The sequence below is a fragment of the Mariniflexile gromovii genome (assembly GCF_017814435.1).
Classification (GTDB): Bacteria; Bacteroidota; Bacteroidia; order Flavobacteriales; family Flavobacteriaceae; genus Mariniflexile; species Mariniflexile gromovii.
In genome coordinates this window covers 318,242-340,659 of sequence record NZ_JAGJCB010000002.1, presented here as the reverse complement: position 1 = coordinate 340,659, position 22,418 = coordinate 318,242, and the positions used below count along the sequence as shown (strand labels likewise).

The 22,418-nt window shown below is 29.4% G+C and carries 22 protein-coding genes; 19 read left to right on the top strand and 3 right to left on the bottom strand.

Annotated features, from left to right (window positions below):
• Positions 1 to 6 precede the first annotated feature (6 nt).
• The 15 genes from rfbD to J8H85_RS03325 all read left to right on the top strand — a co-directional run bounded on the left by rfbD (position 7) and on the right by J8H85_RS03325 (position 15,987).
• Complete coding sequence (gene rfbD / locus J8H85_RS03395; RefSeq protein WP_209652676.1) at positions 7 to 813, top strand: dTDP-4-dehydrorhamnose reductase; 807 nt, start codon at positions 7 to 9, stop codon at positions 811 to 813.
• Positions 814 to 839: 26 nt separating this feature from the next.
• On the top strand, positions 840 to 1,667 hold the full coding sequence (locus tag J8H85_RS03390) for a class I SAM-dependent methyltransferase (protein ID WP_209652675.1): 828 nt from the start codon (positions 840 to 842) through the stop codon (positions 1,665 to 1,667).
• A gap of 43 nt (positions 1,668 to 1,710) precedes the next feature.
• Entirely contained in the window at positions 1,711 to 3,087 is a 1,377-nt protein-coding gene (locus J8H85_RS03385; RefSeq protein WP_209652673.1) for a lipopolysaccharide biosynthesis protein, read from the top strand.
• On the top strand, positions 3,068 to 3,649 hold the full coding sequence (locus J8H85_RS03380) for an acyltransferase (protein WP_209652671.1): 582 nt from the start codon (positions 3,068 to 3,070) through the stop codon (positions 3,647 to 3,649). The genes J8H85_RS03385 and J8H85_RS03380 overlap by 20 nt, the downstream gene beginning before the upstream one ends.
• A complete protein-coding gene (locus tag J8H85_RS03375) occupies positions 3,633 to 4,634 on the top strand; it encodes a hypothetical protein (protein ID WP_209652669.1) in 1,002 nt (333 codons plus the stop codon). Before J8H85_RS03380 ends, J8H85_RS03375 begins: the two co-directional genes overlap by 17 nt.
• An 11-nt stretch (positions 4,635 to 4,645) precedes the next feature.
• Positions 4,646 to 5,473 carry a hypothetical protein gene (locus J8H85_RS03370; protein ID WP_209652667.1) on the top strand — a complete coding sequence of 276 codons (828 nt, stop codon included), beginning with the start codon at positions 4,646 to 4,648 and terminating at the stop codon, positions 5,471 to 5,473.
• Positions 5,474 to 5,622: 149 nt separating this feature from the next.
• On the top strand, positions 5,623 to 6,402 hold the full coding sequence (locus tag J8H85_RS03365; RefSeq protein ID WP_209652665.1) for a glycosyltransferase family 2 protein: 780 nt from the start codon (positions 5,623 to 5,625) through the stop codon (positions 6,400 to 6,402).
• Positions 6,402 to 7,652 carry an O-antigen ligase family protein gene (locus J8H85_RS03360; protein ID WP_209652663.1) on the top strand — a complete coding sequence of 417 codons (1,251 nt, stop codon included), beginning with the start codon at positions 6,402 to 6,404 and terminating at the stop codon, positions 7,650 to 7,652. The genes J8H85_RS03365 and J8H85_RS03360 overlap by 1 nt, the downstream gene beginning before the upstream one ends.
• Positions 7,649 to 8,734: a glycosyltransferase family 4 protein gene (locus J8H85_RS03355; RefSeq protein ID WP_209652661.1), complete on the top strand. Its 1,086-nt coding sequence runs from the start codon at positions 7,649 to 7,651 to the stop codon at positions 8,732 to 8,734. The genes J8H85_RS03360 and J8H85_RS03355 overlap by 4 nt, the downstream gene beginning before the upstream one ends.
• On the top strand, positions 8,724 to 10,112 hold the full coding sequence (locus J8H85_RS03350; protein WP_209652660.1) for an O-antigen ligase family protein: 1,389 nt from the start codon (positions 8,724 to 8,726) through the stop codon (positions 10,110 to 10,112). Before J8H85_RS03355 ends, J8H85_RS03350 begins: the two co-directional genes overlap by 11 nt.
• 47 nt (positions 10,113 to 10,159) lie before the next feature.
• The gene (locus J8H85_RS03345) at positions 10,160 to 11,305 is read left to right on the top strand and encodes a glycosyltransferase (RefSeq protein ID WP_317194977.1); all 1,146 of its coding nucleotides are present in this window, start codon (positions 10,160 to 10,162) and stop codon (positions 11,303 to 11,305) included.
• 54 nt (positions 11,306 to 11,359) lie between these two features.
• Complete coding sequence (locus tag J8H85_RS03340; protein ID WP_209652658.1) at positions 11,360 to 12,709, top strand: undecaprenyl-phosphate glucose phosphotransferase; 1,350 nt, start codon at positions 11,360 to 11,362, stop codon at positions 12,707 to 12,709.
• 85 nt (positions 12,710 to 12,794) lie between these two features.
• Complete coding sequence (locus J8H85_RS03335) at positions 12,795 to 13,781, top strand: UDP-glucuronic acid decarboxylase family protein (protein ID WP_209652656.1); 987 nt, start codon at positions 12,795 to 12,797, stop codon at positions 13,779 to 13,781.
• 9 nt (positions 13,782 to 13,790) lie between these two features.
• Positions 13,791 to 15,200, top strand: coding sequence for an exopolysaccharide biosynthesis polyprenyl glycosylphosphotransferase (locus tag J8H85_RS03330; RefSeq protein WP_209652654.1), 1,410 nt, complete (start codon positions 13,791 to 13,793; stop codon positions 15,198 to 15,200).
• Positions 15,201 to 15,207: 7 nt separating this feature from the next.
• Positions 15,208 to 15,987, top strand: coding sequence for a glycosyltransferase family 2 protein (locus tag J8H85_RS03325; RefSeq protein WP_209652652.1), 780 nt, complete (start codon positions 15,208 to 15,210; stop codon positions 15,985 to 15,987).
• Here the strand turns inward: J8H85_RS03325 and J8H85_RS03320 are convergent.
• A complete protein-coding gene (locus J8H85_RS03320; RefSeq protein WP_245243716.1) occupies positions 15,971 to 17,332 on the bottom strand; it encodes a phenylacetate--CoA ligase family protein in 1,362 nt (453 codons plus the stop codon). The genes J8H85_RS03325 and J8H85_RS03320 overlap by 17 nt on opposite strands.
• Before the next feature lie 101 nt (positions 17,333 to 17,433).
• Between J8H85_RS03320 and purD the strand changes: the two genes are divergently transcribed.
• Entirely contained in the window at positions 17,434 to 18,705 is a 1,272-nt protein-coding gene (gene purD / locus J8H85_RS03315; RefSeq protein ID WP_209652650.1) for a phosphoribosylamine--glycine ligase, read from the top strand.
• Here the strand turns inward: purD and J8H85_RS03310 are convergent.
• Complete coding sequence (locus J8H85_RS03310) at positions 18,700 to 18,927, bottom strand: DUF6341 family protein (protein ID WP_209652648.1); 228 nt, start codon at positions 18,925 to 18,927, stop codon at positions 18,700 to 18,702. The two genes, purD and J8H85_RS03310, sit on opposite strands and share 6 nt — an antisense overlap.
• 71 nt (positions 18,928 to 18,998) lie before the next feature.
• On the opposite strand from J8H85_RS03310, the gene J8H85_RS03305 reads away from it, so the two are divergent.
• The gene (locus tag J8H85_RS03305; protein ID WP_209652646.1) at positions 18,999 to 19,922 is read left to right on the top strand and encodes a DUF6427 family protein; all 924 of its coding nucleotides are present in this window, start codon (positions 18,999 to 19,001) and stop codon (positions 19,920 to 19,922) included.
• Here J8H85_RS03305 and upp read toward each other — a convergent pair.
• Positions 19,911 to 20,570: a uracil phosphoribosyltransferase gene (gene upp, locus J8H85_RS03300; RefSeq protein ID WP_209652645.1), complete on the bottom strand. Its 660-nt coding sequence runs from the start codon at positions 20,568 to 20,570 to the stop codon at positions 19,911 to 19,913. The two genes, J8H85_RS03305 and upp, sit on opposite strands and share 12 nt — an antisense overlap.
• Before the next feature lie 168 nt (positions 20,571 to 20,738).
• Between upp and J8H85_RS03295 the strand changes: the two genes are divergently transcribed.
• Positions 20,739 to 21,344, top strand: coding sequence for a DUF4254 domain-containing protein (locus J8H85_RS03295; protein ID WP_209652643.1), 606 nt, complete (start codon positions 20,739 to 20,741; stop codon positions 21,342 to 21,344).
• A 30-nt stretch (positions 21,345 to 21,374) separates the two neighbouring features.
• The gene (locus tag J8H85_RS03290; RefSeq protein ID WP_245243715.1) at positions 21,375 to 22,394 is read left to right on the top strand and encodes a glycosyltransferase family 9 protein; all 1,020 of its coding nucleotides are present in this window, start codon (positions 21,375 to 21,377) and stop codon (positions 22,392 to 22,394) included.
• The last annotated feature ends 24 nt before the right edge of the window (positions 22,395 to 22,418 follow it).

Below are 22,418 nucleotides of genomic sequence, written 5' to 3'. Positions count from 1 at the left end.
TTTTTTATGGAAAAATCAATATCAAGCGTTCAGCACGCAACAACTATTTTGGTAACAGGAGCCCATGGGCAACTAGGGCAAACCATAGAAGAATTATATTCTAAAAACGACGTTAATTTAGAGTTTGTTTTTGTTTCTAAAGAGAAGCTGGATATTACATTAAAAGGTCAGGTTAAGTCTTTTTTTAAGTCAAACAAGTTTGATTATTGTATAAATTGTGCTGCTTATACCAATGTAGAACAAGCCGAAAAAACTCCTGAAATAGCATATAAAATAAATGCAGAAGCAGTTAAAAATTTAGCAGAAGTTTGTAAAAATAGCAACACCGTTTTAATACACATATCAACCGATTATGTTTTTGATGGAGAAAAAAGTGGACCATATACAATAACCGATTTGCCAAATCCCATAAACGAATATGGTAAATCTAAACTATTAGGAGAGCAGTATATCCAAAGCACCATAGAAAAATATTTTATAATAAGGACCTCTTGGTTATATAGTAAAAAATACGGTAAAAACTTTTACAAATCAATACTAGAAAAGGCTAAAATTGAATACGAACTTTTTATTACTGATGAACAAATAGGGTGTCCAACAAACACGGTTAATTTATCTGGTTTTATATACCAAATAATTGTAAGCCAAAATAATAGTTTTGGTATTTATCATTTTAGTGATAAAAAAGCAGTAACGTGGTACGGTTTTGCAGAACAGATTTTAATTGAAAACGATGTATTAAAAAATATAAAACTTGTTAAAAGTAATAACTATCGTACTTTTGCAAGGCGCCCAAAAAATTCGATTTTATAAACTCGATATAGTTATAAATATATACAATGAAAAAGATAATTAATAAAACATCTAATGTTGTTTGGATGAATTTAAAAAAAATATTTAGTTTTTTTGGTTTTCAAATAAACAAGAATACTGAAAAAAGCAAAATTATTGAACTCATAAAATCCTTAAGACCTTATCAAACAAATATAGAGCTTATTAGAATGGGGAGTGTTACTGATGGAGGTTACTTGGTTCCTAATGATTTGGAAGGAATTAAAACTTGCTTCTCTCCTGGTGTAGATACTGAAAGTGGTTTTGAAATAGATTGTTTAAATAGAGGCATTCAAGTTTACATGGCAGACAACAGTGTTGAAAGACCAAATATAGATGCATCTAAATATGATTATAATTTTATAAAAAAGCATATTGGAACGACATCTAATGAAGATTTTATAACTTTTACTGATTGGTTACGGAGTAGTAATATAGAGCCAAATGAAGACCTACTAATGCAAATGGATATAGAAGGGGCAGAATATTTTACATTGTTATCAATAGATGAATTATTATTAAAACAGTTTAGAGTTATTTTACTGGAGTTTCATTTCCTTGAAAGATTATGGGATAAAGAGTTTTTTGCACTAGCAAGCTCTGTTTTTGAAAAACTTTTGAAAACACACACATGTGTGCATTTACATCCTAACAATTGCTCAAAAATATATAAGCATAAAAACGTTGAAATTCCTCCAGTTTTAGAATTTTCCTTTTTAAGAAATGATAGGATTACTTCTAAAACATTTATAGACCAGTTTCCCAATGTTCTAGATAAAGACAATTTGAATTATGAAAAGCCTGTAGTATTGCCTAAAAACTGGTATAAACACTAGCTTAAAATTAAAAACATTACTTTAATCTACAAGTAATTTTTAAATGACAAAAAAAATCGAAAATATCAAATCATTTATTTTATCTGGAAATGAACTGTCATTAAAAGTTAAAACAAATATGATTGGACTAATTTTAATAAAAGGATATAGTATTGCAATAAGTTTTTTATTAATTCCTATTTCTTTAAATATATTAGGAAATTATAAATATGGTCTTTGGATTACTATTTTTAACATGTTGTCTATGATGCAAATATTAGATGTTGGTATAGGAAATGGATTAAGAAATATGCTTACCACTGCGATTGTAAACAATAATTTTAAAAAAGCAAAAGAATATATAAGTACAGCGTATATTGTTATAGGGTTTTTGTCACTATTCTTATGCATTGTTTTTTTTATTCCATGGAATTATGTTAATTGGTCTAATATTTTTAATTCAGATTATTCATTAAACAGCGAATTAAGAAATCTTATTGGGATCACTTTCGTGCTAACGATCATTTCTTTCTTTTTTAATTTAATTAACATCATTTTATTAAGCCATCATAAGCCCGCCAAGGCATCAATGATTTATGCTTTTTCAAACACAATAATACTTACCTTGTTTTTTTTGTTTGAAAAAGAACTCAGAGACCATCTTTTTCTTATTGGGCTAATTTATTCTTTAGTTCCAATAGTTGTATTGTTTTTTGTTAGTATTCATTTGTTTTTGACAAAATATAATAATATAAGACCATCTTTTTCAAGTTTTAAAAAAAACAATATCAAAGGTCTTTTTTCAATTGGAGGAAAGTTTTTTATTATACAAGTTTCGATATTAATTATTTTTCAAACAGATGCACTTATTATTTCTCACTTTTTAAGCCCTTCTGATGTGACACCATACAACATAGTTTATAAATATTTTTCTATTCCCACCACAGTAATTACCATAATTTTAACTCCTTTGTGGGCGGCATACTGTGACGCTAACGAAAACAGCAATTATAAATGGATTAAGAAGGTTTTAAACTACCAGTTAAAAGGATTTGCTATTATTGTAGCAATTGTTTTTGTAATGTTACTAGTATCAAAACCATTAATATATTTTTGGTTAGGAAAAAACATAAACCTTTCTTTAACTTTGCTTTTTAGTACAGCACTGTTTACCATAATTAACATTTGGAATATTATGTTAGGTACTTTTCTTAATGGAATTGAGAGGATTAAAGTTCAATTAATTTCCAATGTAATTGGTTTAATAATAAACATACCGTTATCAATATTTCTAATTAAGCAATTTGGCTTAGGGGGAGTTTTATTAGCAACATCAATATCTTTATTGTTTTTTTCTTTTGGAGGTACTCGAGAAGTAATAAAGGTTGTTAAAGGATATGACACTCTAATATTAAATAAAAATGAAAAGATTAATAAATAGCATCATTTGGGTGTTTAGAAATTTTCTGAATATTTTTTCTGAATTATTTGCAATAGAACTGAAGACCTTTATTGTTTTACGATCTTTTACATTTAGAATAATTGGTATACACCTAGAAGGTAAATGTTTTATCGATAAGGGGTTTAGGTTTCTCAATCCAAAAAACATTTTTATTGGAAAAAACGTTGCTTTAGGACATTATAATAAAATATGGGCATTTAATAAGGTGTATATTGGAGATTACGTGCAATCTGCCATAGGGCTTACCATTATATCGGGGAGTCATAACAGTGGTGATTATAGTCCAATAACAGAAAATCAAGAGATTGTTATAGAGGGAGAAAATTGGATTGGTGCTAATGTAACAATATTGGGTGGTGTGACTGTAGGAAGGGGTACTATTATCGGTGCAGGATCTGTTGTTAATAAAAATTTACCTTCTTATTCTATATGTGTTGGTAATCCCTGTAAAGTTTTACGAAAAAGGGAACCTTCAAGACTTGTCGTTTCTCCTTTTGGAAAATATGAACCTAATTATTTTAGTGATGAAGGGATTTCTTAGAGATTTAAAAAATTTATCGGATGATTATAGAGCCGCTTACAAAAGAAAAAATTTGCTAAAAGGGGATTTACACAAGGTAAGGTTATCATCACACAGAGGAGTGTATAATGATTTCATTATAGACCAAACTCCAAATAGGGCTGGAATAATAGGCAACACAATTTATTACAATAGTATATTTTCCGATTTTGATTTTGTGATCAACAAACCGAATTTGGCGATAAACTACAAAAAAGAAGAAAGTTTTTTACTACATATAGAGCCGCCTTCATATATAAATAAGCTTGGATTATCTTCACCTCAAATTTTAGACAAATTCAATAAAATATATACTTCAGACCCTTATTTAATCGAAAAAAATAATGATCGATACATAGCATCGGCTCCATTTGTACATTGGCATTTAGGGTCAAACAGTCACATATGTAAAGTTAAGGACGAATATCTAATTGATTATGATTTTTTACTAAAAACAAATTACCCTAAAAAAACTGTAAATCTTTCTACAATTAATTCTAATTTAATGAATGTAGAAGGGCATAAAATTAGGGCAGAATTTTTAGAAAAGCTATGTAAAACAGATTACAATTTTAATCTTTATGGAGGAAATAAATGGTCTAAGTTTAGACAGTATATAGATAATGCTCCAAATGGCAAATGGTTTCCGTTCTCTCAAAGTAGATATATACTTGTTATAGAAAATGAAAGGGCGCCATTTTATTGGAGCGAGAAATTTTCAGATGCTCTTTTATGCTATGGCACACCTATTTATTATGGATGCACAAATATTTCAGATTATTTTCCTAAAGGAAGTTATTACCCTATAGATATTAATAGAAAAGACTGTATAGAAGAAATAATATCAGTAGTAGAAAGCGATTTTCATGAGAGGAATATGCCTCAATTAATGAAAGCTAGAGATTTAATTTTTGAAAAGTATAATATGTTTAGCTTTATGAATAAGGTGATTAATGAAAATTTATAAGATTTAAGAGAATGATAACTGTAGTTAATTTTGCTGATAAGAAATTTAGAGGAAAACAGAAATGGAGTAGTTTTACTGCTAAGGTTTTTGGAAAAGTAGATAGAGTAATTGAATATAGTCCTGAAGATATTGAAAAAAGTCAATGGGATTTACATGCTAGTTCCCTAAAATATTCTAAAGGATTTGGAAATTATTTTTGGAAACCATATTTAGTTAATAAAGCATTAAAAGAAGTAAAGGAAGGAGAATATTTACTTTCTGCAGATAGTGGTTCAATTTTCATTAAGAGTGTTTTGCCTCTTGTTAAGCACCTAGAAAAAAGCAAAAAAAACATTTTATGTTTTAGATTGTTGTTAATTGAAAAGCAATGGACAAAAAAAGATGCATTTATTTTGATGGATTGTGATAGTCCAGAGTATACAAACACTCCTCAAATCACTTCTACATTTGTATTAGTTAAAAAATGCAAAGAGTCTATTGATTTTATAAAAGATTGGGAAAAATATTCAAGAGATAGTAGAATTTTAAGTGATGACCCAAGTGTACTAGGAGCTGATTACCCTGAATTTATTCAGAACAGACATGACCAAACTATTTTAAGTTTACTCTCTAAAAAGCATGGGAATGTTTTAATTGAAGGAGATATGAGCGATTATGGCTGTTTTCCATATAGATATTTATTTGACGATAGACATATATATGATAAAGAAATGTTAGAAAACCCAAAAAATAATATTTTTAGAGGTACTGCTTTATCAAACAGGACAGAACACCCTTTATTTTACATTTGTAAGCACCTTGTTAGGTCTTTTTTCTATAAGTTTGGATTTAAACTTTAAAAGCAGAAAATTACTAATGTATTAAGGAAGTATTTTATAAAAGAAAATCAGCTGACACTAATATTGAAAGTTTTAAGCAATTTAAGTTCTTTCTAAGTAATAGAATATAAAACCAAATAAAGTGAATAAATATCACTAAAAATTTAATCATGAAATTTTCTATAATAACCGTGTGCTTTAATTCAGAAAAAACAATAAAAGATACTATAGAGTCTGTTTTAAACCAAACATATTCTAATATAGAATATATTATTATAGATGGTAATTCTAACGACACAACAGTTGAAATTATTAAATATTATGAAGTGAAATTTAATCAAAAAAACATTTCTTATAAGTGGATAAGTGAACCTGATAAAGGTATTTATGATGCCATGAATAAAGGTCTCTCAATGGCAAATGGAGACTTGATAGGAATAATAAATAGTGATGATTGGTTCGAGTTAGACGCCCTTTCACAGATATTAAAAGTAAAGCGGGATACATTGTTTTCTATTATATCGGGCAATAAGAACAAGGTTAACAATAAGAATAAGGTCTATAAAACGGTTGAAAATAAAAAGGATATAGAAAAATATATAGGAAGAATAATGCCACTTAATCACCCTGCTACATTTGTTGATAAAAGTGTCTACGAACAAATTGGGTTCTTTAATACTAATTACAAATTATCTGCAGATTATGAATTAATTTTCAGGGCTTATAGTGCTGGTGTCCAGTTTTTGTTTACAGACAAAGTAATTGTAAACATGAGGAATACAGGCGCTACACACTTAACGAAAAACCTTTTTATAACCGCCAAAGAAGATTTTGAAATTAGAAAAAACAATAAAGTAAAATTTGCGTATTTATACTATATTAAAAGATTGGTTTTTAATTATTTAGTGATTGTTAGGAGTAAATTAAAAAATTTATTTAACTTATTTTAATGATAAAAAAACTTTTTTTATTATTTATTTTTTTTGCGCCATTTACAAGTTTCTTTGCAATTTCATCTTGGTTAAGAATCCCCGTTGTTATTAATCAAGTATTGTTTGTTTTTTTGGTTTTAGGAGTTTTTATTCACGGCAAAGTAAGCCGAAAATGGATATTAAAAGAGGATTTGCTTCTTATAAGTCTATTATTCGTAGTTTGGTTAAGCTTTCTATTTGGTTTTAAAGAACAAAGAAGTTTTAATCATTCATTAGCTTACACTAACAGTATAGTTTTTTATTTTTTTGTATCAAAATATGTTATACAATTTTTAAATATTAAAGCTATAGAGGTATTGGCTGTTATATACAAATCATTCCTTTTATGTTCATTAATTATTATAATAGATTTTATAGGAATCAATTATTTTGATTTTAGCCTTAGACGCATTTATGCACCTGTAGTAGACGGAAAAATAAGCAACATGAATTATTTTATAAGGGGAGAAATGCTAAGTGTTGCGGGTGTGGCCGAAGAACCCGGACACATGGCTAATTTTTACAATATTTATTTTGGTTTATCACTTTGTTATATTTATCAAAAAAAATATGTTAAAAAATATAAATGGCTAATTGGTTTGTTCATTCTATCGCAGATAGCTTTATTTTCAAGTGCGGGGATAGCGTTGTCGATATTTGCTACAATATTAATATTTATAATAAATAAAATTGAGAAATTCTCAATAACAAAAATACAGTTAGCATGGATAGTAGGTTTACTTATGGTCTTTTTTCTAGGCTTAGTGATTCTTTTATCTTTTAAATCAGAAACTGAATTTAAGCAAATTAATTCAATAATTGACAAAATAACTTTCAGTGAAGAGGCAAATAAGGTCACTAAAGTTAGTTCTAGTGGACAAAGATTGTATCAATGGACAAGAGCATTATCAAATTTTGTAAAGCACCCAGTATTAGGAAATGGACCCGGGTATGGAGTTAACGAAGATACAGAAGGATATCTAAGTGTTTATTTTACTATTTTATCTGATGTAGGTCTGTTTGCTTTTCTCTTTTTCGTTTCATTTCAAACAATTTTGCTGATAAAAGTTATCAGACTTAAAAGAAACGTGAGGAGTTTTGTATTGTTTAGCCTAATTACATCATTTCTGCACTTAATTATTATTGCAGATTTTTATCAAGCACCACTTTGGATTTTATTTGTGCTCATACAACTTATATATAAAGAAAATAAATTACCAAACACATGAGAATAGTTCACGTTATAACGGCCTTTGGTATAGGAGGTGCTGAAAAACTTTTAGTTGAAGTTATAAATAGGCAGATAGTTAATCATGAAGTTTATTTGGTTTATTTAAAAAAAACAGACGAACTAATTTCCCTTTTGGATAAGCGAGTTAAAATAAAGAATATACCGTTGTCTATTTTTATTACTAAAAAAATAAGAAATTTTTACATATCTATAAACCCCGATATTATACATACACACCTTGGTCATGCCGATTTTTTTGGTATATGGAGTGCAAGAAATGTTAAAGCAAAAATTTTCTGTACTATGCATAATACTTACATTCAACAGAATATATTGGATAGGGTTTATTTTATGGTTTATAGAATCTTATTTACTAGGGTTGTTCCTAAAATTACAATAATATCCATCTCTAAAAGTGTTGAACAGCATGTTTTAAAAACCTTATGCGTATCAAAAGATCGATCTTTTGTTCTATTTAATGCCATACCTCCAAATGATTATTTTCAAGATCATAAAAAACAAAAAGATTTAGTAAATTCAAAAAAAACGCTCAACTTGTTATTTGTGGGTAGGCTGGTTAAACAGAAAGCTGTTCATACCTTATTACAAGCCATACGCATATTAAAAAATAAAGGATATAGAGATGTTATTAATGTTTTAATTGTTGGTGAAGGAGTATTAAGAGTTACATTGCAAAACTTATCTAAGGACCTCCAAATCGATGACATCGTAAAATTTGAAGGTGAAATAATGGCAGTTAATGAATATTATGATAATGCAGATGTTTTTATTTTACCCTCTATTTGGGAAGGTTTCGGTATTGTTATTTTAGAAGCATTTAGAGCTAAATTGGCAGTTATAGCAACTAATATAGAAGGCCCCTCGGAATTAATTACCGATAATTTTAATGGATTGCTATTTAAACCTAACGACTATGAAGAATTAGCTGAAAAAATTATATTGTTAATTGAAGACGAACTTTTAAGAATAAACTTGGCAAATAATGGTTACAAGACATTTAATGATCGGTTTAACATAAATAAGTATGTAGAATCTTTAAATGAATACTATGAGAACTAGTGAGATATTTAATAAAATAAGAAATGACTATAATTTAGATTTAACTTCTTTATTACTTTATTTGTTTATTTCTTTCTCTTTTTTAGATACATATAAATTAGCATTGCCATTTATTTTTGGTATCTTATTTTATCAAATTTTATTGGTCTATAAAAAAAAAATAGAAACCATGTGTTTTATAAATCAATGTTGGTACTTGTTAGTATTTTCATTGGTTTTTTTTCGAAGTGTACATACTATAATTTTGTTAATTATTATATTATTTATTTTATTGAATAAAAATAAATTAGAAAAAAGAAGTTTATCTTTAAGCTTAATTAAGTTTGAAGTTTACATTCTGGCTTTTTTTGTTTTAATTATTTTAAATAACTTATGTCACCAAAATTATTTAAAAGGAATTGATACTTTTTTGTATTTACTTTTGTACCCTATTTTATTTATAATCTTAAAGAAATTTCTTTTTCAAATATCATTAATAAAAACGATTAAAGTTTTTATAACTTCAGTACTAATTTCTCTTTTCTATCTTATAATTATAAATATACTTTATGCAGACAACCTTTTGGAAATAAATACCTACTTTTCAGATTTTCTAGATCTCACACATGTTTATTATGGCATGTTTTTAGGTTTAAGCTGTAGTTTTTTTATGTATTTTAAAACAAAAGGATTTATTTATGTTTCATCAAGATTTGATGTTTTGCTATACCTAATTTTTGTTTTTTTTATAATTTATATAGGGGCTAGAATATCATTTTTTGCTGTGGTTATTATTACACTCTTATCACTATATAAAACTAATAAATTGGCATGGTATAAAAAAATCACAATACTGTCAGCTTTATTTTTTGGAATACTTTTTTTAAGTCTTAAATTGTCACCTAGAATAAGCCATGGATTTGAATCTATGAATAACTTATACATATCTATTAATAAAAATGATAAACATGATTTAATCAATAACTCATGGGCTAATATAAATGAACGGTATTTGGTTTGGAGTTATTCTATCAAAGAGTTAAAATCGAATATTATTTATGGTATTGGAGTTAAAAATGTTAAAGATGTTATTAGCAATCAAATACTCAATGATGGTTACATTTATTATCAACCAAAAAACTCACATAACCAGTATTTGCATTTTTTATTAGGATTTGGGATTTTTGGGTTCATTTATTTTTTATATATAATTTATGTTTTTTTCAAAAAGGTGCCACAAGGAACATATTTTTTAGTATTTTTTTTAATAATAATGTTAACTGAATCTGTGTTGGTTCGCGTAAAAGGAATGTCGTTATTTTTTATCTTTATATTAATCTTTTCTTACAACAAGGCAAATAACATTTGTAAGGATAGGCTGCCCTTTCCAACTTGTTAATATTAACATCGTCTTTTATATTTGCAACCAAATAAAATTAAAAATTAGTGAGAAAAATTAAAGTAGCCCATGTCCTTTGTTCTACTTCTGGAGTTGCTGTTTATTTAGATCTAGCACTTAAGAATATGGAGTCCAATATTATCAATAATATTATTATTCACGGTAAACAAGAAAAGGGTATTGAATATTTAGATTCATCAGGAAAAGCGACGAAACAATTTTATATACCCATACAAAGAGAAATTAATATTTTTAAAGACCTAAAATGTATTTATCAAACCATTAAAATTTTAAAGAAAGAAAAACCAGATTTAATACATGCTCACAGTGCTAAAGGCGGTGTTATTTCAAGGATAGCATCATTATTTTATTCAATTAATGTTTTGCATACACCACATGCTTTTTCATATTTAAGTGCGCATTCTCCTGTTAAAAGATATTTATTTTTAAGTATTGAAAGAGTTTTAAAGAATTTTAATTCTATTCTATTAGCTACTTCTGAGTCTGAGTTAAAAAGAGGTATTGATGAAGTTGGTTATCAACCCCATAAAGCTTTTTTATTTAATAACTCTATTACAGAATTGGCTGTTGTGGATAATAATAGTACTGTTTCTTCTTTAGCTTACAATTTCTCTAAAGATTATATTTGTACTGTAGGTAGACCATCTTACCAAAAAAACATTGAGATGATGGTAGAAATTATTAAAAATGTAAAAGATCACATTCCCAATATACATTTAGTAGTTATGGGGCTGGGAGTAGTTAGTCCTAATTCCGAAAATGTCAAAATGTTAATATCTAAGCATAATTTAGAAAAGAATTTCACACTGATTGACTGGATTGAAAGAGAGAAAATTTTTGAAATTGTATCAAAATCGAAATTCTATCTTTCGACTTCTAGATATGAGGGGCTTCCTTATTCAATCATCGAAAGTTTATCTTTAAGAAAAGCTATAATTGCCACAGATTGTGATGGCAATAGGGATTTAGTTATTAATGATTTTAATGGATATCTTTTAAAAGAGAATCAATTAGATCAATTTAAAGAAAAAATAATAGAATTATATTACAATAACGAAACGCGAGAAAAATTTGAAAAAAATTCATTCCTGCTTTTTAAGGAAAAATTTGATATCTCTATTAATATTAGGAAATTGGAAAAAATTTATTTAAAACACGCAAAGTATACATAGACCTTTTTTAGATTATAACTATATTTGGCTTCAATAAAGAAGAGATCATTCTAGATGAAAGACAAAAAAAGAGGTTATTCAAATTTAGTCAGGCCTATATTACATTTAATTGATTTATTAATAATTTCAATATACTGTAATTATCTTTGGACAGATAAGTTAATTGATTTAGTTTTTATTCTTTCATTTTGGTTATTGCTTTCAGTTTTTTTTTCCTTCTATAATGTCTATAGATCTACAAAAGTAATTGAAATAATATCTCTTTTATTCAAACAACTATTGGTGTATGGATTAACAATCATGTCTTATTTTTATATTATAAGCTCTAATATTTATCCTAAGCAGTTTTTATTATCGTTTTTTTATTTTTTTATACTTTTTGCCGTTTGGAGAATAGTATTACATTTTCTTTTTATTAAATATAGATTAATTACAGGTAGTAATTTCAGGCAGGTTATTGTAATAGGATCAAATGAAGCTACAAAAAGACTTATCAATTTTTTTAATAATAATCAAGGTTATGGATACCATTACCAAGGATGCTTTACAGATAAGCATGAAAATAATAAGTTAGGTGATTTTAAAGATTGTTTTGCTTTCATGCTTAATAACAATGTCGATGAAATTTATTGCTCTGTTAAAGAATTATCAAATAATCAGATATCTCAATTAATTTTCTTTACTGAAAACAATTTAAAAACTATTAAGTTTATACCTGATAGCAAATATATTTTTACTAAAAAACTTAAATTTGAGAGTTATGATTTTATTCCAGTTCTCTCGCTTAGAGAGATACCATTAGATGTAAGTTTAAATAGAATAATTAAAAGAATTTTTGATATTGTTTTTTCTTTGCTTGTTATAGTCGGGTTTCTTTCATGGTTTACCCCTTTCTTAGCATTAGTTATAAAACTAGAATCAAAAGGATCAGTGTTCTTTAAACAACTAAGATATGGAGCCGATTTTAACCTGTTCGCTTGTTACAAGTTTCGCTCAATGAAAGCAAACAAGGACTCTGATAGATTACAAGCTTCAAAAAACGATATGCGAGTTACTAAAATTGGAAAGTTTATAAGGAAAACAAGCATAGATGAACTACCTCAATTTTATAATGTTTTGTTTGGTAATATGTCTGTTGTTGGTCCAAGACCGCTTTTATTAAGTCATACAGATGATTATAAAAACAAAATAAATAAATTTATGGTAAGACATGCAGTTAAGCCGGGAATTACTGGATTAGCCCAAGTAAGTGGATATAGAGGAAATATAGAAAAAGATTTAGATATGCAAAATAGAGTAAGATATGATATTTTTTATGTTGAAAACTGGTCTATATTTCTTGATCTAAAAATTATCATTCTAACAATTTTGAATATTTTTAAAGGAGAAGAAAAGGCATATTAATTGTTTTTAAAGAACTAAATTTTGAACATTTTAGATTTAATTTAGAAATTATAATTTTGAAAATAGAAACAATAACAATCAACATATGAAAAAAGTATTAATTACTGGGGCAGCAGGTTTCCTAGGTTCTCATCTATGTGATCGCTTCATTAAAGAAGGTTATAAGGTCATCGGAATGGACAACTTTATAACAGGTGATAAAAAGAATATTGCTCATTTATCAAATAACCCAAACTTTGATTTTATAGATCATGATGTTTCCGAATACGTAAAATTTGATGGAGAGTTAGACTATATACTTCATTTTGCATCACCCGCTAGTCCAATTGACTACTTAAAAATTCCCATTCAAACTCTTAAAGTCGGTTCATTGGGCACACATAACTTATTAGGATTGGCAAAAGCCAAAAGAGCTAGGATGCTTATAGCTTCTACTTCAGAAGTTTATGGTGACCCATTAGTTCATCCACAAACAGAAGATTACTATGGAAATGTAAACACTATAGGCCCACGCGGAGTATATGATGAAGCCAAACGTTTTCAAGAATCTATAACCATGGCATACCACAGATTTCATGGCGTTGAAACGCGAATTGTTCGTATATTTAATACCTATGGGCCAAGAATGAGACTAAATGACGGTCGCGTGATACCTGCTTTTATGGGACAAGCTCTAAGAGGAGAAGATTTAACCATTTTTGGAGATGGTTCTCAAACACGCTCTTTCTGTTACGTAGATGATCAAGTTGAGGGGATATACAGATTGTTATTAAGCGATTATGTTGAGCCTGTAAATATTGGTAATCCACACGAAATATCCATTAAAGATTTTGCAGAAGAAATTATAAAACTAACAGGAACAACCCAAAAAGTAATTTATCAAGATTTACCTGTTAACGATCCCATGCAAAGGCAACCAGATATAACGTTAGCCAAAAAGTTATTGGGCTGGGAACCAAAGGTTGATAGAGCGGAAGGTATGAAAATAACCTATGATTATTTTAAAAGTTTAACCGAAGAAGAACTTTATAAAAGCGAGCATAAAGATTTCTCTGGTTTTATCAATAAATAAAATCAGCTTATGGAATATAAACGCGGAAGATATTCATGGCTATTAAGACCCATATTAATTACATTTGATCTTATAGTTATAAATTTTTTCGCGTTTAATCTATTGAATTTTAATGACGAAAATTTATACTTTTTCCCATTAAAATTGCTAAACAATAAAAATTTGCTTTATGCCATTTATTCTACTATTCTGTGGCTTATATCAACCTATTTTTTAAATTTTTATAAAGTTTACAGGCATACATCTGCACTAAATATCTTATCAGTTTTATTCAGGCAATTTCTTACGTACTCAGTAATTGTATATGCGTTTTTAGGAGTATTTAGAAGTATAGACATATCTGCATTTGTAACCTTACGCTATTTATTATACTCATTTGCCGCAATTGGTTTGGTCAAAATGATTAGCTATTATATGCTTAAAACTTTTAGACGATACCTAAAAGGAAACTTAAGAAACGTTATAATAGTTGGCAGAGGAGAAAGTGCTGAAGAACTGATAAAAATTTTTAATACAAAGAAAGAACTTGGATACAACCTTAAAGGTGTTTTTGGGATTTTAAATGATAAAAACACCACTGGAACGATAGCTGAAAGTTTCAGTTATTTGGAAAATAATCAAAACATAGATGAAATATATTGTGCCATTGATGAACTATCAGAAAAAGAGGTAAATGAATATGTTAAGTATGCTAATATGCATCATTGCAATATTAAATTTGTACCCAATACATCTAAGCTTTTTACTAAACGGCTTCGCGCAGACTATTATGACTACATACCAGTTCTATCCATTGAAGAAGGTGTTTTAAATGATGATTTTAATAAATTTATAAAAAGAAGTTTTGATATTGTTTTTTCACTATTTATAATCGTTTTCATCCTGTCATGGCTTTCGGTCATTCTTTTTATCTTAATAAAACTTGAATCTAAAGGGCCTTTGTTTTATCGTCACAAAAGAAACGGAATTAACTACAAAGAATTTTATTGTTATAAATATAGGTCGTTAACGATCACAAACGAAGTTAAAGGCACTTATGTAAAGCAAAAAGATAGCAGAGTAACAACTATTGGGAAATTTTTACGTAAAACAAGCTTGGATGAGTTACCGCAATTTATAAATGTTTTAAAGGGAGATATGAGTGTTGTTGGCCCTAGACCTCATATGCTGTCTTATACCGATGCGTATTCAAAAAAAATAGACAAATACAACTTTATTTACAGGCATCATGTAAAACCAGGAATTACGGGTTTAGCACAGATAAAAGGATATAGGGGAGAAGTTGAAAACGATAAGGATATTATTAACAGGATAAAGTATGATATATTTTATATTGAAAACTGGTCGCTGTTATTAGATATTAAAATAATCATTCAAACGGTTATTAACCAACTAAAAGGCGAAGAAAAAGCATATTAATATTCCATTGAAGCCTTTAGTTTCTATCATAACGCCCATGTTTAACTCTGAAGCATTTATTTCAGAAACCATAAACAGTGTTATAAATCAAACCTATAAAAATTGGGAATTACTTTTGATTGATGATGGTTCAACAGACAAAACATTACAAATAGTTGCTCCATTTATTTCCCAAGATGCAAACATAAAGTTGCTTAAAAATCAAATGAATGCTGGTGCAGCCATTTCAAGAAACAAGGGTATTGAAGCATCGAATGGAAAATACATTGCTTTTTTAGATGGCGACGATGTATGGAAACCCCAAAAACTTCAAGTTCAAATAGAATTTATGGAAACCCATAATTGCGACGTTTCTTTTAGCAGTTATGAGCAAATAGGCGAAACAGGTAAACCGTTGAATAAATTCATAAAAGCGTTGCCAGAACTCACCTATCAAAAATATTTAAGAAGCAATTATATTGGCAACTTAACGGGTATGTTTAACGCAGAGATATTGGGCAAAATAACAGCGCCTAATCTGCGAAAACGACAAGATTGGGCTTTATGGCTATCGGCTATAAAAAAGTCCGGAAAACCCGCTAAAGGCATTCAAGAGTCGTTGGCGTATTATCGGGTTAGAAAAGATTCGATGTCTTCAAACAAAATCAACCTTTTAAAGCATAATTATTTGGTTTATAGAAAAGGTTTGGGGTTTTCAACTGTAAGATCAATGTTTTATATGTTAGTGTTTTTATACGAACACTTTTTTGTAAAATCAAAACAAGTTGTTTCTACAAATACGATTTAAATTGTTTTAATTTTCCTCTGGCAGAACGCTCTAAAGCTGTTTTTCTTTCAAATTCAACTGTTAAATTAGGCTCTAAATATTTGGAAATTGCAGCTTTAATGTTGTTTAATTTTTCTTCAGAAAGCTCGTAACTACTTGTATAGCTTATTTTAAACGTATCCAATGTTAACTGTTCAATTATAAACTCCTTTACGTTTCCATCATTTTCAATCACGGTTTTTGTAACGTAATAAAAACTTAAACCCGCTGCTTTTTTGCCGCTCGGTAACACAACAATATCGTTGGTTCTGCCAACCAAAGTTTCCAAAAGAGGTTTGTTTAGAGTGCTTTCTTTTGAAAGTTTACCAATATCGCCTAAATCATACCGAATAAACGGATGTGCTTTATTGTAAAGCGATGTAATTACAACACGACCTTCTTCACCATACGGCAAAACTCGATTGTTCTCATCTAAAATTTCAACATACAAATCTTCGGTATTTACAATCCATTCATTTTTGGTGTTTTGAAAAGCGATTAAACCCAATTCGGCAGCGCCATATTCATTTATAATTGGGATACCCAATTGTGTTTCTAAAAGAACTTTATCTTCTTCAAAAAGCATTTCAGAAGTCACGATGCATGCTTTTAAAGTGGGGCACATGGTGTTTAGAACCATGTTCTTTCGTTGTAAATATTTAGCGAATTGAACAATGGAACTGGTATAGCCATTAATATAATCGAACTTGGTATTTTTAAATATGTTCATGTTCTTTTCAAGTTGGGCATCACCTAAATCAAACACCGAAAACCGATATCGTTTACTTAAAAAATCTTTAAAACGTTCTTTATAATATCCCAATTTGTTTAAAGGAATACCATAAAAGCGGGCCTGTTTTGAGGTGTTAAAATCCAAATCAAACCAACGATATCTATCTATAAAACCCGCCCAAGTAAGTGCATGGCAGAATTTATCTTTGGCAAAAATAAAGGGGTCGCCAGAAGAACCAGAGGTTTTATTTATATAAACATTCTTTGTAGTAAATCCATCAGAAAGACGATGGTTCAAAGGTTGTTGTAAATGGCGTTTTGTCATTACCGGAATGCTGTTCCAATCTTTCGGATTAGCTTCTTTTGCAAACGTTTTATAGAACGGGTTGTGCGTTAAATGATAAGTAACAATGTCTTGTTTTTTAGCTTCAATATAGGTGCTTAATTCAGAATCATTTTTCTGCTGAATGGTTTCCAATACAGTTTTAGCCTTTTTAATAGGAAAGCCATTAATTTTTAAAGATATATTGAACAAATTCAAGAGAACACATAATTTTTGTAAAGTAAACAAAAAATATTCTTGAATTCGTGTCATTAATTTTATTTTTGTACTCGAAAAATCACTTTTAATGCTCTGCATTAAAAAAACATTAATTTGTCATTCCCATAAAAACGGGAATCTAAAAAAACAATACAATGAACATTTTAATTCTTGGTTCTGGTGGAAGAGAACATACTTTCGCTTGGAAAATTGCTCAAAGTCCGTTATGCAAAAACTTATTTGTAGCGCCTGGTAACTCTGGGACTGCTAATGTTGCGACTAATGTAAATATTGGTGTAAATGATTTTGAAGCTATTAAAGAGTTGGTTTTAAAAGAACGTATTGATATGGTTGTGGTAGGGCCAGAAGACCCGTTGGTAAATGGCGTACATGATTATTTTTTGAATGATGATGCTATTAAGCACGTAAAGGTGATTGGTCCGCAAAAAGAAGCCGCAACTTTAGAGGGCAGTAAAGAGTTTGCTAAAGAATTTTTATACCGACACAACATTCCAACGGCAGCTTATGAAAGTTTCACGAAAGATACTGTTGAAAAAGGGTTTGCTTTTTTAGAAACGTTGAGGCCGCCATATGTATTGAAAGCAGATGGTTTAGCGGCAGGTAAAGGTGTTGTTATTTTAAATGATTTAGATGAAGCTAAAGCCGAGTTAAAAAGCATGTTAGTCGATTCTAAATTTGGTCAAGCAAGTACCAAAGTGGTTATTGAAGAGTTTTTAGATGGTATCGAGTTGAGCTGTTTTGTATTAACCGATGGTAAAAATTATAAAATATTACCAACAGCAAAAGATTACAAGCGAATAGGAGAAGGCGATACAGGTTTAAATACAGGAGGTATGGGTGCCGTATCTCCAGTGCCATTTGCAACCGATGAATTTCTTGCTAAAATTGAAGAACGTATTGTAAAACCAACCATTAACGGGTTTAAAAAAGACAATCTACCTTATGTTGGGTTTGTGTTTATTGGATTGATTAAAGTTGGAAACGATCCAAAAGTTATTGAATACAACGTACGTATGGGCGACCCAGAAACTGAGGTGGTTTTACCAAGACTTAAGAATGATTTTGTTGAAATTCTTCAAGCGATGGCAAATGGAACCTTGGATAAAATTAACATCGAAATTGATGAGCGTGCTGCAACAACCATTATGTTAGTATCTGGCGGTTACCCTGAAGATTATGAAAAAGGAAAGGAAATTACAGGTATCAATGCTATTGAAGATTCAATTCCTTTTCATGCCGGATCACAATTGAAAGATGGTAAAGTGGTAACTACTGGCGGACGTGTTATGACGATAACTTCTTACGGGAATACGTACCAAGAGGCCATAAAAAAATCTTACCAAAGTATAGAAAAACTACATTTTGATAAGATGTATTATCGTAAAGATATTGGATTCGATTTATAAAAATGAATGTGAAGAAATGCTTTTATCTTCTTCGTTATTATCATTAAATATTTTAAGTTGTTTCATCCAGTAAACCATGGCTACAAATCCTATAATTAGGAAAATCCAAGAAATAGTGTTTGCAGCAAACCAATTTTCAAGTTCTAATGCTTTTAAAGCATCCATAGGTTTGAACAAAAAGTTTACAAATAAATCTTGTATAGCGTAAAATAAATCTTTCATGTCTTGATAATTATTGGTTTCTAACCAGTTTTAGTTAGTATATTTACGAAGCAAAAATACAAAAACAGTTAATGATAACAAGCATTTTTAAAAAATCTAAGCCAATAAATTTTATCATTGTTCTATTTATTACAGTTTTGGCTTTTTTAACGGCTAGAACAAGCTTAATAACAGAGCCTTTAACTACAACGCTTGTACTTAAAGAGTTAACCGTATTTGGTATTTGTATTCTTACAATTTTAGTATTTAATTTTATAATTACCAAAAACAGCTTAACCCAAACCAATAGTTATGAAGTATTATTATTCAGCTTGTTTTTCTTAACACTTGTACAAACTACAAGCTACACCAATATTCTTATTTCTAATTTGTTTGTGCTACTAGGGCTTAGAAGAATCATAAGTTTGCGTTCGCAAAGAAATATTAAAAGTAAACTTTTTGATGCTGCCTTACTTATAGCAGTTGCTGCCTTATTTTATTTTTGGGCTATTCTCTTTTTTATTGCATTTCTTTTTAGTTTGATATTCTATTCAGATAACAAAATAAGACATTGGATTATTCCATTTGTAGGTGTAGCAGCTGTTTTTAGTATTGCGGTAGGTCTCTCGGTTGTTATTTATGATGATTTTTTTGAAATATTTAAATCGCCCAGAAGCATCAGTTATGATTTTAGTCCGTACAATTCCACTAGATATTTGGTAGCTATCACCATGTTGCTATCCTTTGGTATTTGGTCGTCTATGTTTTATATGCAGAGTATTAAAAAGAAGAAAAAAGACTTAAGAGCTTCTTTCAAAATTGTAATTATTGTAGCTATTTTGGGGTTTGTTTTAGTGTTGCTTGCCCCTGTTAAAAATGGAAGTGAATTTTTATTTTTGTTTGCACCACTCTCAATAATTATTACAAATTATATTGAGATTGTAGAAGATAAATGGTTTAAGGAAGTGTTTCTTGCCATATTAATACTTATCCCCTTTTTACTATTAATGCTGTAGTTTTTCTCCATAGGATAAATCACCTGCATCACCCAAGCCGGGAATAATATAGCCTTTATCATTTAAATTTTCATCAACAGTTGCAACCCATAAATGAGTTGTTTTGTCAAAATGCCGATCAACGTAATCAACACCTTCTTGAGCTCCAATAACACTTACTAAATGGATTTCTTTAGGTATTCCAAAAGGTTTTAATGCTTCAAAAGTAGACACCATCGATTGTCCTGTGGCTAGCATAGGGTCTGCCAAAATAAGTGTTTTTCCTTCCAAATTTGGGCATGCTAAATATTCAACAATAATTTCAAAACTTTCAGAATTTTTTTCGTGATGTCTATATGCTGATATAAAGGCATTCTCAGCAGTATCAAAATAATTCAGCAGTCCGTTATGTAAAGGTACGCCAGCTCTTAAAATGGAACATAACACGATCTCGTTCTCTATAACATTCATGGAAGATGTTCCTAAAGGTGTTTCTATAGAAATTGGTTTGTAATTTAAATTTTTACTCATTTCATAGCCTAAAACTTCACCAATGCGTTCAATATTTCTTCTAAAACGCATGCGGTCTTTTTGAACTGAAATATCTCTAATTTCAGAAATAAATGCATTAAGTACCGAGTTCTGTTGAGATAAGTTATGGATATGCATAAGTTTTCAGTCTTCCTTTTTTTTTGAATGTTAAAGTTAATTATTTAGATTCATAATATCACAATCTTGCCTTATTATAATAAAAAATGAAACGGCAATGGTATAAACATAAAGCCCATTAAATATGATTAAATTTTGTAGTTTTGTACCTCTTTAAATTTATACACCATGTTTACAAGTAAAGCCAATAAAATTTTTCAAGACGTTATAGCAAAATACCATGTTATAAATACCGTAGATCAATCGTTTGAAAACCCATATTCAGAGAATGATTTGTTAGAACATTTATTATACAGAAAATGTTGGATTGATACGGTGCAATGGCATTATGAAGATATTATTCGGGACCCACAAATAGACCCAGTAGCGGCTTTAACTTTGAAACGAAAAATAGACGCTTCAAACCAAGATAGAACGGATATGGTGGAGTATATTGACAGCTATTTTTTAGAAAAATACAAGCATGTAACTGCAAAACCAAATGCAACCATCAATACTGAAAGTCCTGCGTGGGGCGTCGATAGATTGTCTATTTTAGCATTGAAAATCTACCATATGAATGAGGAAGCAACCCGAGCTGATGCCTCTGATGCACACCGTGCTGCTTGCCAAACCAAATTGGATATTTTACTTGAACAACGTGTTGATTTAAGTACCGCCATCGATACACTACTTAGCGATATTGAAAAAGGGGATAAATACATGAAAGTGTACAAGCAAATGAAAATGTATAATGATGATGAATTAAACCCTGTGCTTAGAGGGCAGAAATAATTCTTGCTCAGGCAGGAATCTCATCATAATATGTCTAAGCTACCCAAACACATACTCGTTATCCGTCTATCCGCTATGGGCGATGTGGCGATGACAGTTCCTGTTTTAAGAGCTTTTACAGAGCAGTATCCAGAGGTAAAAATCACCATTTTAACCAGGGCTTTTTTTGTGCCTTTTTTTAGGGATTTAAAAAATGTTTCGGTTTTTCCGGCCGAAGTTAAAGGTAAACATAAAGGCGTTTTTGGGCTTTACAAACTTTCAAAAGATCTGAAAAGCTTGGGAGTTGATGCTGTTGCCGATTTACATAATGTTCTTAGAACCAATATTTTAAAAATATTTTTCTTCGGAAAAAAAGTTGTTCAAATTGATAAAGGCAGAGCTGAAAAGAAAGCATTAATTTCTGGTGAAATTTTTCAGCAATTGAAAACAACCCACCAACGCTATGCCGACGTTTTTGAAGCTTTAGGTTTTAAATTAAACATATCAAATCCTAATTTCCCTAAAAAAGCCATATTAAATAATCATATTAAAGCTGTTTTAGGAGACACATCAAAAACGTTAATTGGTATAGCGCCTTTTGCTGCCCACGAAGGAAAAATGTATCCTTTAGACGCCATGAAAGAAGTTATTGAAACGCTTTCAAAAGATTATAAAGTGGTTTTGTTTGGTGGTGGAAAAAAAGAAATAGAGTTGTTGAACACGTTGGCTGAAACTTCAGAAAACATCATCAATATAGCTGGAAAATTATCGCTTACTGAAGAATTGGAACTTATTTCCAATTTAGATTTAATGCTTTCTATGGATTCTGGTAACGCCCATTTAGCGGCCATGTTAGGTGTAAAAGTCCTGAGTATTTGGGGTGTAACGCATCCGTTTGCTGGTTTTGCACCATTCAATCAACCAGAAGATTATTTGCTACTTTCAGACAGAAATCAATTTCCAAAAATCCCAACGTCCGTTTACGGTAATAAATACCCCGAAACTTACAAAGAAGCTGCAAGAAGTATTTCACCTGAAACGGTTATTGAAAAAATTAAGGCAATTATTTAAATAGTTTGTCATTCCTATGCATTC